The sequence below is a fragment of the Zhenpiania hominis genome (assembly GCF_014333425.1).
Classification (GTDB): domain Bacteria; phylum Bacillota; class Clostridia; order Peptostreptococcales; family Anaerovoracaceae; genus Hominibacterium; species Hominibacterium hominis.
Genome location: NZ_JACRYT010000012.1, coordinates 76,128 through 90,189, shown reverse-complemented (window position 1 = coordinate 90,189; position 14,062 = coordinate 76,128). Strand labels below are relative to the sequence as shown.

Sequence of the window (14,062 nt, the reverse complement as noted above, 5' to 3'; positions counted from 1 at the left end):
TCACATATAATCATGTGCGCCCTCATAGTTTCAATGGGTATCAAACACCATATCAAGCTCGAATTGCATAAATCGATATTTTTTAGCCATAAGTGTTACAAAAACGCTTGACCACAACAGGCGCTGTGAGCAAATGGGTGGGAGCGTTGTACTCTTCCATGACGAATGAGTCCCTGCAGTGGCTGCTGCTGGTAATTGCCATGTTCGGTATTCTCATTATTCTATTTGAGAAATCCCACGCGGTAAAAGACTTCGGCATCTGGGCGGGACGGTTCATTCATACGAAGAGACAGGCTCTGACCGGTACTGCCATTCTGGGAGTCATCATTTTCCTGGATGATTATCTGAACAATCTGGCGGTGGGAACGACCATGAAGGGGATTACAGACCGCCTGCGGATTCCGAGAACGCAGCTCGCGTATGTTGTAAATTGCGTGGCGGCTCCGGTCTGCATTCTGATCCCGCTTTCTTCCTGGGCCGTTTACTTCGCGACCCTTCTGGAGTCGGAAGGGGTGACCGTAGGCGGAACCGGAATGGGCGCGTATCTGAAAGCGATGCCTCTGACGTTCTACGCGTGGCTGATGGTTATTATGGTGTTTCTCCATGCGCTGGGGCTGTTCCCGAAATTAGGCGCGATTAAAAGAGACGCGCTGCGGGCGGAACAGACTGGAGACGTATTCCCGGTAGGAGGAGGCGTGGAAGCCGTTGATCCGGAATTTAAAGAGGAAGAGCTGCCGGAAGGATATAAGGCGCATCCCTGGAACTTTCTGCTTCCGCTGATTGTTATGATCGCGGTGACACTGCTGTGCGGCAGCGAAGTCCTGTACGGATCGATGGCCGGAGTAGTTACTGCCGCCATCCTTTATCTGGCACAGAGAAAAATGAAATTCAAAGAATTCCTGTCATACTGCTTTGATGGCGTTATGAGCATGGGTTTTGTACTGGTTCTGTCTGTTCTGGCGTTCGCGGTACAGTCCGCTAACACAGATCTGGGACTTGCGAACTTTATTATTGAAATTACGACGCCGATCATGAAAGGCGCGTTCCTTCCCGCGGTGGTATTTCTGGTTTGCGGCGTATATGCTTACGCGACCGGATGCTTCTGGGATTTGGCAGCGATTATTCTGCCGCTGGTGGTTCCTCTTGCCAACGCGATGGGCGTTGATCCGATCCTGGCTTCGGCGGCGGTGTTCTCCGGAGCGGCCTTCGGAAGCAATACCTGCCTTTACGGAGACGGCGTTATTATGTGCGCGCAGGGATGTGAGATTAAGTCTATCGACCTGATGTTCGCAACGCTTCCATACGCGTGTATTTCAGGTGGAATTACCTTTATCCTGTATCTCATTTGCGGATTTGTGATGTAAGAGGTGTGATAATATGATTAACAACAAGCTACTGGAAACCTTATACAATCTGGACAACACCTTCGGGGTGTCCGGGAATGAGGAAGAAACTGCCGCGGCGCTCCGCAAGGAGATGGAAGGGCTTTATGATGAACACATTGAAGACCCTCTCGGCAGTCAGATTTTTATCAAATACGGAAAAGACAGAGAACGTAAGATTGTTCTTTCCGCGCATATGGATGAAATCGGTTTTATTCTCAACTATATTGAAGATAATGGAATCGGCCGTTTTCTGCCGGTAGGCTACCATGACGACCGTACGGCGGTCAACCAGGATATGGTGGTTATGACTGAAAGCGGGAAAAAAGTGTATGGCGTGACGGGCTCAAAACCGGCGCATATTATGACGGAAGAGGATCATGAAAAAGTAATTAAAATTGAAGATCTGTATGTGGATTTCGGCACGACTTCCAGGGAAGAAACACAGGCCCTGGGCGTGGAAGCCGGTGATTATATGGGCTTTGCCAGAGAAGGCTATGTCCTCAACAACGGTAAGTTCTATACCGGAAAATCCGTCGACGACCGCGCGGGCTGCGCGGTTTTAGTGGAAGCGCTGAGACGTCTGCAGGATGAAGAGCTGGATGTGACGGTCTGCATGGTGGGATCGGTTCAGGAAGAAGTCGGAATGCGCAGCGGCGCGCCTCTGGCAAACCGTCTGAATCCGGAACTGTTTCTGGCGGTAGATGTAACTCTGACAGGCGATACGCCGGGTGTGGAAATCAATAAATGTTCCGAGCGTATGGGCGCGGGTCCGGGAATCAAGTTCTACGACTGGGATCCGATTCTGGGCGCGACAGGAAACAACGTGCCGCGGAAGGTGACCAGCGCGCTGATTCAGACCGCGAAAAAGCATAACATTCCGTTCCAGCGGGAAGTTATGACAGGAGGCGGCACTGACGCGTGGTCGGCGGCTATGAGCGGTTGCGGCGTGCTCGCGGGAGGAATCTGCATCCCGCAGAGATATATGCATACGGCTGTAGGAACGGTTAACATGGATGACATGGAATATACCGTGCAGCTGTTGGTAAATTTCCTGAAAGAATATAAAGGGCTGTAAAGAGGAAAGACGGAAGGTACGAGGCCGAGAATCGGCTGGCATCCTTCCGTCTTTTGCTTCGGCGGATCCGGAGGAAGGTCGGTCGGAATTCCCCTGGCGCAAGGCGTCTGCTGGGTTAAAAAACATTGACATTTTATCTCCAAAGTGGTAAATTAATTAAGACACAGAAGTGTCATTTTCATCTCAGAAGAGATTTTTAACGACTATATTCATAATTCAGAAGAAAACCAGGAAGGTTATAATCCCTGATCGAGAATGGTCAGGAAACTTTTCTGGTATTTTTTTGTTTAAAGAGATGACAGAAAACAGAGCAAAGGAAGGTGCCACGGAGATGAAGCGATTAAAAAAGAACACCGGATGGAGCAAATGGATAAGCCTTACGTTGATTGTGCTTTTAGCGGCAGCCATTCTGGCAGGCTGCGGTTCCGCGGATCAAGGAGCGGAAAGCGGCGCGGAAGACGGTGTTACGGCGTATGTGGGAGGGACGATTTTCGAAAGCAGCCTGGATCCGGTTAAGGGCGGGATGGCTTACGGTTATTCGTTTATCAACAGCGCGCTGACGAAGGTCAGCCCGGAATCCGAGTATGTCGGAGATCTGGCGAAAGACTGGGAAATCAGTGACGACGCCAGAACCTACACGTTTAAACTCAGGCAGGATGTCAAATTCCATGACGGATCGGATTTTACCGCGGAAGATGTGGTGTTCACTTATAATACGGTAAAAGAAAACCAGGGCGATAACGCGAACGTGGATTTGAGCCGGCTGGAGTCCGTAACCGCGAGGGGGGACGATACGGTTGTTTTCACTCTCAAAGAGCCATATTCTTCCTTTTTGGATCAGACGGCGCTGTTAGGCATTGTGCCCAGTGACGGTTATGACAGCGAAACCTTTGATACAATGCCGGTGGGAACCGGCCCCTGGAAAATCGTACAGTATGACACGGAGCAGAAGATCATTGTCGCCGCAAACGAAAGCTATTACGAAGGAGCGCCGGAAATTTCCCAGGTGACGCTGCTCAATATGGAGGAGGATACGGCCATTGCCAACGCCAAATCCGGACAGCTGGATGTCGTCATGGTCGACCCGGCCTATGTTTCTGAAGAAGTTGAGGGCATGCACACTGAAAACCTGGAAACAATGGATGTCCGTCAGATCAGCCTGCCGGTCACAAAAGAAACCTCTTATACGACAGAGAGCGGAAAGACGATTACCGTGGGAAATAACGTAACCGCGGACAAAGCTGTGAGGCAGGCGCTGACCATCGGAATTGACCGCGGCAAGATCATTGACGATGCTTTAAACGGAGTCGGAAAACCGGCGGAAGGTTTTACTACCAATCTTTCCTGGGGCAACCCCGCGAATTTTGAGGACAATGACAAAGAAGGCGCGGCAAAGCTTCTAGAGGACGCGGGATGGAAAAAAGGAAGCGACGGGATCTATGAAAAAGACGGGCAGAAATGCCGCTTCACCTTACTGTCACCCAGCGGCGATACGGCGAGATACCAGCTGGCTGCCGCCTTCGCGGAAGAAGCGAAATCCATCGGAATTCAGGTGGACCTGGATCAGAAAACCTGGGATGAACTGAATACCGAAGCGGCTTCAAACGGCGTTGTCTGGGGATGGGGTCAGTATGATCCGGTGATTTTAAAGAATCTGTTTTATTCAGAGGCCTTCACCGGAGACGGAACCGCCAACACCGTGCGCTACTCCAATAAAACGGTAGATCGCCTCATTGACACCGCTCTGGGAGCCAATAACCGGGAAGACGCGGTACGCGCGTGGAAACAGGCGCAGGAAGAAAGCGCGAATGATTACGCCTATATTTATCTTGTAAATATTGAGCACAGTTATTTTGTAAAGGATAACCTGGACATTTCCGTGGAAACCCAGATTCCCCATCCTCACGGGCACGGAATGCCGGTGATCAATAACATGAAGGACTGGTCGTGGAAATGATGAATCGAATCAAATATCTGTGCGGGACAACCTTTCGCATGTTGTCTCTGGTGGCGGCGATCTGTGTGCTTTCCTTTGTACTGGTTTCCGCGTCGCCGGTGGACCCTCTGGAAGCTTATGTAGGCGCGGAATCCACGATGTCGGAACAGGCGAAGCAGGAAATCGCCGAACACTGGGGGCTGAACGATCCGCCTGCCCAGCGTTTTCTGACCTGGGCGAAAAATACGATTCACGGTGATCTGGGGGATTCGATCACCTATCATATGCCGGTATCCACTGTAATTTTTGAGCGGTTCCAATACTCGATCGCGCTGATTCTCAGCGCCTGGGTGCTGTCGGGAGTGCTGGGGTTCGCCGCCGGGATTCTCGCCGCTCTGAAAAGGGGAAGCCTCCTGGATAAAGGGATTAAAACCTTCTGTCTGATTTTGCAGTCGGCTCCGGTTTTCTGGTTCGGACTTCTGATGCTGACGGTCTTTTCTGTAATCCTCGGCTGGTTTCCCATCGGACAGGCGGTTCCCATGGATAAGCTGGCGGAGGACGTGACCGTCTGGGATCGCGTCTATCATATGATCTTGCCGTCTGTTACGCTCAGCATCCTGGGCATCAGCAAGATCGCCTTATATACCCGGCAGAAACTCATTGAGATTATGCACAGCGACTATATTCTGTTTGCCAGAGCAAGGGGAGAAACGACAAGGCAGCTGGTCGTCCGCCATGGACTCCGCAATATCGCTCTGCCCGCGATTACCCTTCAGTTCGCTTCTTTCAGCGAATTGTTCGGCGGTATCGCCCTGGCGGAAAGCGTCTTTTCCTACCCGGGGCTGGGAAGCGCGCTGACAGCGGCGGCTCTCAACGCGGACGCGCCCCTGCTCATCGGAATTGCCATGTTCAGCGCGCTGTTTGTGTTCGCGGGAAATCTGATCGCCAATATTCTTTACGGAATCATCGATCCCCGGCTGAAGGAAGGAGGGTACCGTGCTTAGTGCTATTGTGACAAAACAAAAGACCGCGCCCCGCCTTTCCGGGAAAAAAAGTAATACAAAACAGAAAATGACGATATACATCGCTCTGGCAGGTGCCTATCTGCTGGCGGTTATGCTGGCGGGACTTTTTATGTCTCCGGAGCTTTACGGCGTCAATTACGCGGATAAATTTCTGCCGCCTTCCCTGTCGCATTTGTTCGGCACGGATTTTATGGGCAGAGATATGTTCTGGCGCAGTATTAAGGGGTTGTCGAACAGCATCCTAATTGGGCTGGCGGCGTCTGCGGTCAGTTCGGTGATCGCGCTTGTTTTCGGGATCTCGGCGGCGCTGGCGGGAGGAAAAGTGGATCGGGTCATTTCCTGGTGCGTGGACTGCTGCATGGGCATGCCTCATCTGGTGCTGCTGATTCTGATTTCCTATATGATGGGGAGAGGCGGCTTCGGCGTAGCGGTGGCCGTGGCGGTAACCCACTGGCCGGAGCTTACGAGAGTGGTGCGGGCGGAAGTGCTGCAGGTACGGGACTCCCAGTATGTGCAGGCTGCCCGCAGGATGGGAAAATCAAGGTGGGCGATCGCGAAGTCCCATATTGTTCCCCATGTGCTTCCGGTCTATCTGGTGGGGCTGGTACTGCTGTTTCCCCACGCGATTATGCATGAAGCGTCACTGACCTTTCTCGGCTTCGGATTTTCCGCGGGGGTACCGGCCATCGGAGGAATTTTGTCCGAAGCCATGCGGCATATTGTAACCGGAAAATGGTGGCTGTGCCTGTTTCCGGGTCTGATGCTCCTGATTGCGGTGATGCTGTTTGATGGAATCGGTGATAAATTGAAGCTGCTGCTCAATCCGGGCAGCGGAAACGAATAGGAGGGGGAGTCCGTTGGAAAACAGAGAAAAAAAAGAACCGCTTCTGAAAGTGGAAAATCTGACCGTTTCCTTCAGCCGTTACGATCGGGGCTGGAACAAGTTTGATCTGGAAGTCATCCATTCCCTGGACACGGAGGTGTTCGCGGGAGAAATTCTGGCAGTGGTAGGCTCCAGCGGTTCGGGAAAAAGTCTGCTTGCCCATTCGATTCTGGGGATTCTGCCGGGAAACGCCAGGGTTTCCGGCTGTATGGAATACCGGGGAAGCGAGTTGACCCCTCAGAGGCAGAAAGCGCTTCGCGGGGAAAAAATCGTGTTTATCCCCCAGTCCGTGGATTTTCTGGATCCGCTTATGAAAGTCGGAAAACAGGTGAAAGGAGTGCGTGGAACGGTGGAGAAAATGAAGCGGGTGTTTCACCGCTATCGGCTCAATGGGGAGGTAGAAGAAATGTACCCCTTCCAGCTTTCAGGCGGAATGGCAAGGCGGGCGCTGATTGCCGCGGCGCTTATGGAATCGCCGGATCTGATTATTGCCGACGAGCCGACGCCGGGCCTGGATCCGGAGATGGCCGTGGAAACGATGAAAACCTTCCGGGAACTGGCGGATCAGGGCTGCGGCGTTTTGCTGATCACCCATGATATTGATCTGGCGCTGCAGGCGGCGGATCGGATCGCTGTATTTTACGCGGGAACGACGGTGGAGGTCTGTCCGGCATCGGACTTTGAAAAGGGGAAAGGCGCCCTGCGGCATCCGTACAGCAAAGCCTTTCTCGACGCGCTGCCGCAAAATGAATTTAAACCGATTGCGGGAACACAGCCCTATGCGGGGAAGCTTCCTTCCGGTTGTCTGTTCGCGGACCGTTGTCCAAAGCGTACGGAAAGCTGCGGAGCGCAGATTGAGATGCGGACGCTGCGAGGCGGGAAAGTGAGGTGCGTTCATGCAACTTAAAGCACAGCAGGTCTGCTTTCGATACCATAAGAGAGCGCCATGGATTTTAAAGGATTTGGATTTTACCGTGGATTCCCGCGAGCGGGTGGGACTGGTGGGACCGTCCGGATACGGAAAAAGCACCCTTTCAAAGCTGCTGGCCGGATATGCGGATCCGACGCGGGGGCAGATCCTGCTGGATGGAAAACCGCTGCCCAAAAGCGGATACTGTCCGGTGCAGATGATTTATCAGCATCCGGAGCAGGCGGTGAATCCGAGATGGAAGATGGAAAGAGTTTTGCGGGAATGCTGGAATCCGGATCCGGAACTCCTTACGGCTATGGGGATTGAAAAGGAGTGGCTGAAGCGCTGGCCTTCCGAACTTTCCGGCGGCGAGCTCCAGCGGTTCTGCATCGCCAGAGTTCTGGGGCCGGACACCCGGTTTCTGATTTGCGACGAAATCAGTACCATGCTGGATGTGATTACGCAGGCGCAGATCTGGCATCTGCTGATGGAGTACGCGGAGAAAAAGCAGATGGGGCTCGTGGTTGTGACCCACAACATGGCGCTGGCGGAAAAGGTCTGTACCCGGATCGTATCATTGCCCGATTTGAACCATATTTGAGTCCGGCGGCAGAATATCCGGGGCACCGCGGAGTCTTGAAACCCGCGGATAAAGTAATTATAATACGAGGAGAATCACGAATGGATAAAGAATATCTGACGAATCTGATGAGGGAAGTAGCGGAAGGGAACACGAAACCGGAAGAGGCGGTAGAAATCCTTAAGGATCTTCCTTTTGAAGATTTGGGATTTGCCAATATTGACCAGCATCGCAATCTCAGAACCGGATATCCGGAGGCAGTATTCTGCCAGGGAAAGACGCCGGAGCAGATCGCGGTGATTATGAAAGAGCTGGCCCGGCAGAACGCGAATATCATTGGAAGCAGGGCAACGGAAGCGGATTTTGAAGCAGTCAGAAAGGTGCTTCCCGACGCGGAATACGATCCGCAGGCACGTATGATTGTGCGGATCAAAGAGCCTGTGCCAAAGCGGGAAGGAACGATTGCGGTTGTGACAGCGGGAACCGCGGATATTCCGGTTGCCGAAGAAGCGGCGGTGACCGCCCAGGCTCTGGGAAACAAAGTGGATCGCATCTATGATGTAGGAGTCGCGGGAATCCACAGGTTGTTCGCCAAGCTGGACCGGATACGCAGCGCCAATGTGCTGATTGTCGTGGCAGGTATGGAAGGAGCCCTGGCAAGCGTAGTCGGAGGACTGGTGGAGCGTCCGGTCATCGCGGTTCCCACAAGCATCGGATACGGAGCGAATTTAGGTGGGATTTCCGCGCTTTTGTCCATGCTCAACAGCTGCGCCAATGGTGTGGGGATCGTGAATATCGATAATGGATTCGGCGCGGCTTATCTGGCGTCAAATATTAACCGGATGGGAAGCGGAGAATAGAAGGTTGTAGAACCAGGGAAGAAATACCAGGAGGAATCGTTTATGAAGCTATATTTTGATTGCACCAGTGGAGTCAGCAGCGATATGATTTTAAACGCGCTAACGGGGCTGGGCGCGGATACCGGCGCGGCGCAGAGATTGCGGATAGAAGAGGAAGGGCATTCTCAGCATTCTCATGGCGGACACGCGCATCATCACAGCCACCGGAGCCACAGGGAGATTCGCCGCCTGATTGAGGAGAGCGAATTGCCGCAGCCGGTGAAAGACATTATGTGCTCGATTTATCTGGTCATCGCGCGGGCGGAGGCCAAAGTGCATGAATCGGATGTGGAAAATGTCCATTTTCATGAGGTGGGAAGACCTCAGGCGATCCGCAATATCGCGGGAATTGCCGCCGGCCTGGAAGATCTGGGGGTTCAGGAGATTCTGTGCTCCGAGCTTCACGACGGAAAAGGGTTTATCGAGTGCAGCCACGGCAGGATTCCGGTTCCGGTTCCGGCAGTTATGGCCATGCGGGAAACTTGCGATTATGTGTTTGCCACCGAGGACATTGAAACGGAGATGGTAACCCCTTCCGGACTTGGCGTCCTGATGGGCATCGGCGCGAAATACACGGAGGACATGCCCCGTGGCAGAGTTGTGAAAACCGCGGTGGCAAAGGGAGGCAGAGACACAGGAAAAGAAGGGCTGAAAGCCTTTTTGATTGAGGAAGGAGAGTAAGACGCATGGCAGAAAACAAAAAGAAGGAAGCGCCAAAGCCAATCCGCAATGACAGTCTTCTGGAAAGCATCGAAGCGCTAAAAAAAGAGGAGTCTCAGGAAAATACCGTAAGGCTGCTCAATGAGGTCGTGCGGGCCAGACTACTGGCTCCCGTTTCTCTGGATCGGGACCCGGTGCTTGACGAAACGGAAAAGGAAATCGTGCTGGAAAAGGATACAACCATTAGCTTTGAACTCATCAAGGCGGCTAACGGCGATCTGTACTATCCGGTATTTACCCATGGGGAAGCGCTCCGCAAGTGCAGCGGCGAGACAGATCAGCAGAGCATGATCGTCAACTTTGAAGATCTGGCAAATATGATCCTGGGCCAGGGAAAAGCGGTCCGCGGGTTTGTCATCAACCCGATGAGTGAGAATCTCTGCTTTACTTCGGAAATGATCGAAGGCATGATCCGTGAAATGGAAAAGGAAGTCGGCGGAAAGCAGGGATAGAGCCGATTGCGGCGAATCAGCGGATTTCTCTATTTTTGATATGGAAAAAATTTCTAAATAGCTTGATTTGTTGTGGAAAATGTAATAAAATTACAGTAAATATTATCCAATCAAAAGAGGAGGGATTTACTGTATGGGATTACATATTCACAGAGAACCGCTGACCAGCGATATTATTTTTAAAGCCGTATTCGGCAGGGATACGCCGGGAAGCAAGCGGGCGCTGATCGCTTTGTTAAACCGGATTTTGGAAAGAACCGAAGATCCCATTGTGGCGCTGGACTATCAGAACCCCTTTTCCATCGGGGAACTGGAAGAGGAAAAAGAAATTATTATGGATATTCTGGTGGAAACCAGCCGGGGAGAGCAGATCGACATTGAAATGCAGATCAGTACCACGAAGGAACTGATGAACCGATTTTTGTACTATCTGAGTAAACTGGTGGTACGGGGGTTGGAAAAGGGAGAAAACTATGATAAACTGAAAAAAAGTATCGTAATCGTGATTTTGAAGGATTCCTGCCTGCCGGAGAGGGAACCGGCGCACAGCTGTTTTGTGCTGAAAAATCAGAGAACGGGTTATGAGCTGAGTGAAATGGCGCAGTTGCATATTCTGGAGCTGGGGAAATACAACTGGCGGGGAAAGAAGGCGGAAGAACTGAGCCCGCTGGAAGTACTGAGCGCCTATATGAACAGCACCGGGGAGCCGGGACAGGAAGCGTATGTGGAGAGGCTGCTGGAGACAGGAGATGAGGTGATCGCCATGGCGGATGAAGAATTGAAAAAAGTGAGCGAAGATGACCGGCTGTTCGCGTACCGGATGTCCCGTGAGATGTATAAGATGCAGGAAGCGATTCTCATGCGGGAGGTAAAGGAGGTACGGGAAGAAAAGCAGAAGGCAAAAGAACTGGGCTACGCGGAGGGCCATGCGAAGGGCCATGCCGAAGGGATTATGGAAGGCCATGCCGAAGGTCTCGCGGAAGGCATTCTGGAAGGTCATGCCGAAGGTCTCGCAGAAGGTATTGCGGAGGGACGCGCCGAAGGTATTGCGGAAGGCCGCGCAGAGGGGAGCGCGGAGAGCGCCAAAAGGATTGCGCGAAACCTGAAGATGGAAAATTTTTCTCCCCAAAAGATAGCGGAGCTTACGGGACTCCGCCCGGAAGAAATCGAAAAACTTTAAATGGACGCGGAAAAAGCCAGAATCCGCTTGACATTTCCCGGTAATAAGGTAAACTAGTTCTATGCAATTTCATACAAGACGCTGAAAAAGAGGAGTAGAAAACCAGTCCTTGCCAGAGAGAAGGTCCGCGGCTGAGAGGCCTTTAAGGGAAACAGTTTTTGAAGGTTGCTTTGGAGTCTTATCGGGAAATGAGAGCCGGAATCGTCCGGGCAGATGTGGACCCTGTTCCCCTGCGCGAAGACGACCGGAAAAAAGGTGGTACCGCGGAACTTTCCGTCCTTTGTAGAAAAGGACGGTTTTTTTATACTGTGAATCACGAAGGAAAAGGAGAATGATATATGAGCAAAAATCTTGCGAAAACCTATAATCCGAAGGATTTTGAAGACCGCATCTATCAGATGTGGGAAGAAAAGGGAGCATTCCGAGCAGAGCGCGATCCGGATAAAAAACCCTTTACGATTGTGATGCCGCCTCCGAACATTACAGGGCAGCTTCACATGGGGCACGCTCTGGACCAGACACTTCAGGACGTATTGACCCGTTTTAAGAGACTGCAGGGGTACAGCGCCCTGTGGCTTCCGGGCAGCGATCATGCCAGCATCGCCACCGAAGTAAAGGTTGTGGAAAAACTGAGGCAGGATGAAGGCCTGGAAAAAGAAGACATCGGGCGGGAAGAATTTCTGAAGCGCGCCTGGGACTGGAAGCGGATTTACGGCGGAAAAATTACAAAGCAGTGCCGAAAGCTGGGAGATTCCTGCGACTGGAGCAGGGAACGCTTTACCATGGATGAGGGCTGCAACAGGGCGGTGAACCATTTCTTTGTAAAATTATATGAAAAGGGATATATTTACCGGGGCAACCGGCTCATCAACTGGTGCCCGAAATGCGGGACATCTCTTTCCGACGCGGAAGTGGAGCATGAAGATAAAAACGGCAAGTACTGGTATTTTCGCTATCCGGCGGCGGACGGCGGGGAAGGCGTTGTGGTTGCCACCTCAAGACCGGAAACTATGTTCGGGGATGTGGCCATCGCGGTTCATCCGGAAGATGAGCGGTACAAGGATCTGGTCGGGAAAAAGGTCATTCTGCCTCTTGTGGGAAGAGAAATTCCGGTTGTGGCAGACCCGTATCCGGATCCGGAAAAAGGAACCGGCGCCGTTAAGATTACGCCGGCCCATGACGCCAACGACTTTGAAGTGGGACAGAGACAGAACCTGGAAAGCCTCTGCTGCATCAACGAAGACGCGACCATGAACAGCCTGGCGGGCAAATACGAAGGTATGGATCGGTACGAATGCCGGAAGGCCTGGATCGCGGATCTGGAAGAGGCGGGGTATCTGGTAAAGACGGAAGACAAAGTGATTCCGGTAGGCGAATGTTACCGCTGCGGCACGGTTATCGAGCCGATGCTGTCGGATCAGTGGTTTGTAAAAATGGAAGAGCTGGCAAAACCGGCCATCGAAGTCGCTAAAAAGGGGGAACTGAAGCATGTGCCGGAGCGGTTTGAAAAGACGTATCTTCACTGGCTGGAAGAGATCCGTGACTGGTGCATTTCCCGTCAGCTGTGGTGGGGACACCGGATTCCGGCGTGGTACTGCCAGGACTGCGGAGAGATTATCGTAGCGGAGCACGCGCCGGAAACCTGTACGAAATGCGGGAGCACCAACCTGAAACAGGACGAGGATGTACTGGATACCTGGTTCTCTTCCGCCCTGTGGCCTTTCTCCACCCTGGGATGGCCGGAGGAAACCGAAGATCTGAAGTATTTTTACCCGACAGATGTGCTGGTTACGGGCTACGATATTATTTTCTTCTGGGTTGTGCGCATGGTCTTTTCCGCGCTGGAAACCACAGGGAAAGCGCCGTTTAAATATGTGTATGTCCATGGGCTTGTGAGAGACGCGGAAGGCCGCAAAATGAGCAAATCTCTGGGAAACGGCATTGATCCGCTGGAAATCATCGATCAGTACGGGGCTGACGCTCTGCGCTTTATGCTCACAACCGGAATCACGCCGGGCAACGATATGCGCTTTAAAGAGGACAGGCTGGAAAGCGCCAGAAACTTCGCCAACAAGCTGTGGAACGCTTCCCGGTTTGTAATTATGAACTTGCAGGACGAGGACGGAAACTTCCTGCCAATGAAAGAAGGCGCGCTGCAGGATGAGGATAAATGGATCCTTTCGAGAGTGAACGACGCGGCGAAGTATATGACAGAAACCATGGAAAAATTCGATCTGGCTCTGGCGGGCCAGCGGGTTTACGAGTTGATCTGGAACGAATACTGCGACTGGTACATTGAAATCGTAAAAGGACGGCTCTATGGTGAGGATGAAGAGGACAAGGCTGTTGCGAGATCTGTTCTTGTCAGAGCCCTCAAAGACATGCTCCGCATGCTCCATCCGTTTATGCCGTATATTACAGAGGAAATCTGGGGATATCTTCCAAAAGAGGCAGCATCGGAAGAGAATCCGGATCATTTCCTGATGAAAGACCACTGGCCGGTTTATGAGAACGCTTTCGAATTCCCGGAAGAGGTGGAAAAGCTGAACATGGCTATGGACGCGATCCGCAGCATCCGGAATATCCGGGCGGAAGCGGACGCCGCGCCGAGCAGAAAGCTGCGAGCCGTGATTCTGGCGAAGGGCCACTCCATGGATACGATTCAGGCAGCGGAACGCTATATCAAAAAGCTGGCGAATATTACGGACATTACCTTTACGGAAGAAAAGAGCGATGTACCGGAAGATGTCATGTCCGCGGTTATAAACGGGGCGGAACTCTTTATTCCGCTGGATGATCTGGTGGATTATAAAGCGGAGTTTGAACGGCTGACCAAGGAAAAGAAAAAGCTGGAAGGCGAAGTAAAGCGAGTAAAAGGAAAGCTTTCCAACGAAGGGTTTGTGAAGAAAGCGCCGGAGAAAGTCGTAAACGAAGAAAAAGCGAAAATGGCCAAATATGAAGAAATGCTGGCGAAAGTCTGTGAACAGCTGGCAACCGTAGAGCGAAAGCTGTAAGGC

At 52.2% G+C, this 14,062-nt stretch carries 13 protein-coding genes; all 13 read left to right on the top strand.

Annotated elements, in window-relative coordinates:
* Positions 1–158: 158 nt before the first annotated feature.
* The 13 genes from H9L42_RS11330 to H9L42_RS11270 all read left to right on the top strand — a co-directional run bounded on the left by H9L42_RS11330 (position 159) and on the right by H9L42_RS11270 (position 14,059).
* Positions 159–1,364, top strand: a complete 1,206-nt coding sequence (locus tag H9L42_RS11330; RefSeq protein ID WP_187303505.1) for a Na+/H+ antiporter NhaC family protein — start codon at positions 159–161, stop codon at positions 1,362–1,364.
* A gap of 13 nt (positions 1,365–1,377) precedes the next feature.
* The gene (locus tag H9L42_RS11325; RefSeq protein ID WP_187303504.1) at positions 1,378–2,460 is read left to right on the top strand and encodes a M42 family metallopeptidase; all 1,083 of its coding nucleotides are present in this window, start codon (positions 1,378–1,380) and stop codon (positions 2,458–2,460) included.
* A 331-nt stretch (positions 2,461–2,791) separates the two neighbouring features.
* Complete coding sequence (locus H9L42_RS11320) at positions 2,792–4,417, top strand: ABC transporter substrate-binding protein (RefSeq protein ID WP_187303503.1); 1,626 nt, start codon at positions 2,792–2,794, stop codon at positions 4,415–4,417.
* The gene (locus tag H9L42_RS11315) at positions 4,414–5,400 is read left to right on the top strand and encodes an ABC transporter permease (protein ID WP_465270662.1); all 987 of its coding nucleotides are present in this window, start codon (positions 4,414–4,416) and stop codon (positions 5,398–5,400) included. The genes H9L42_RS11320 and H9L42_RS11315 overlap by 4 nt, the downstream gene beginning before the upstream one ends.
* Positions 5,393–6,265: an ABC transporter permease gene (locus H9L42_RS11310; RefSeq protein WP_465270661.1), complete on the top strand. Its 873-nt coding sequence runs from the start codon at positions 5,393–5,395 to the stop codon at positions 6,263–6,265. The genes H9L42_RS11315 and H9L42_RS11310 overlap by 8 nt, the downstream gene beginning before the upstream one ends.
* A 13-nt stretch (positions 6,266–6,278) precedes the next feature.
* On the top strand, positions 6,279–7,211 hold the full coding sequence (locus tag H9L42_RS11305) for an oligopeptide/dipeptide ABC transporter ATP-binding protein (RefSeq protein WP_187303502.1): 933 nt from the start codon (positions 6,279–6,281) through the stop codon (positions 7,209–7,211).
* Positions 7,201–7,815: an ABC transporter ATP-binding protein gene (locus H9L42_RS11300; protein ID WP_187303501.1), complete on the top strand. Its 615-nt coding sequence runs from the start codon at positions 7,201–7,203 to the stop codon at positions 7,813–7,815. The genes H9L42_RS11305 and H9L42_RS11300 overlap by 11 nt, the downstream gene beginning before the upstream one ends.
* Before the next feature lie 80 nt (positions 7,816–7,895).
* A complete protein-coding gene (larB, locus tag H9L42_RS11295) occupies positions 7,896–8,654 on the top strand; it encodes a nickel pincer cofactor biosynthesis protein LarB (protein WP_187303500.1) in 759 nt (252 codons plus the stop codon).
* Between the two features lie 42 nt (positions 8,655–8,696).
* The gene (larC, locus tag H9L42_RS11290; RefSeq protein WP_187303499.1) at positions 8,697–9,374 is read left to right on the top strand and encodes a nickel pincer cofactor biosynthesis protein LarC; all 678 of its coding nucleotides are present in this window, start codon (positions 8,697–8,699) and stop codon (positions 9,372–9,374) included.
* Between the two features lie 5 nt (positions 9,375–9,379).
* Entirely contained in the window at positions 9,380–9,865 is a 486-nt protein-coding gene (locus tag H9L42_RS11285; protein WP_187303498.1) for an SseB family protein, read from the top strand.
* Positions 9,866–9,998: 133 nt separating this feature from the next.
* Entirely contained in the window at positions 9,999–11,045 is a 1,047-nt protein-coding gene (locus H9L42_RS11280; protein WP_187303497.1) for an Rpn family recombination-promoting nuclease/putative transposase, read from the top strand.
* A gap of 158 nt (positions 11,046–11,203) precedes the next feature.
* Positions 11,204–11,380, top strand: coding sequence for a hypothetical protein (locus tag H9L42_RS11275; protein WP_187303496.1), 177 nt, complete (start codon positions 11,204–11,206; stop codon positions 11,378–11,380).
* 3 nt (positions 11,381–11,383) lie between these two features.
* Positions 11,384–14,059 (top strand): valine--tRNA ligase, encoded by a 2,676-nt coding sequence (locus H9L42_RS11270; protein WP_187303495.1) that lies wholly within the window; start codon positions 11,384–11,386, stop codon positions 14,057–14,059.
* Positions 14,060–14,062 lie beyond the last annotated feature (3 nt).

What these genes read in the sequence shown, in the direction of transcription:
- larC (WP_187303499.1), top strand. Translation starts at nt 8,697, where the DNA reads ATGAAGCTATATTTTGATTGCACCAGTGGAGTCAGCAGCGATATGATT.
- H9L42_RS11285 (WP_187303498.1), top strand. Translation starts at nt 9,380, where the DNA reads ATGGCAGAAAACAAAAAGAAGGAAGCGCCAAAGCCAATCCGCAATGAC.
- H9L42_RS11315 (WP_465270662.1), top strand. Translation starts at nt 4,414, where the DNA reads ATGATGAATCGAATCAAATATCTGTGCGGGACAACCTTTCGCATGTTG.
- H9L42_RS11270 (WP_187303495.1), top strand. Translation starts at nt 11,384, where the DNA reads ATGAGCAAAAATCTTGCGAAAACCTATAATCCGAAGGATTTTGAAGAC.
- H9L42_RS11320 (WP_187303503.1), top strand. Translation starts at nt 2,792, where the DNA reads ATGAAGCGATTAAAAAAGAACACCGGATGGAGCAAATGGATAAGCCTT.
- H9L42_RS11280 (WP_187303497.1), top strand. Translation starts at nt 9,999, where the DNA reads ATGGGATTACATATTCACAGAGAACCGCTGACCAGCGATATTATTTTT.
- H9L42_RS11330 (WP_187303505.1), top strand. Translation starts at nt 159, where the DNA reads ATGACGAATGAGTCCCTGCAGTGGCTGCTGCTGGTAATTGCCATGTTC.
- H9L42_RS11300 (WP_187303501.1), top strand. Translation starts at nt 7,201, where the DNA reads ATGCAACTTAAAGCACAGCAGGTCTGCTTTCGATACCATAAGAGAGCG.
- H9L42_RS11325 (WP_187303504.1), top strand. Translation starts at nt 1,378, where the DNA reads ATGATTAACAACAAGCTACTGGAAACCTTATACAATCTGGACAACACC.
- larB (WP_187303500.1), top strand. Translation starts at nt 7,896, where the DNA reads ATGGATAAAGAATATCTGACGAATCTGATGAGGGAAGTAGCGGAAGGG.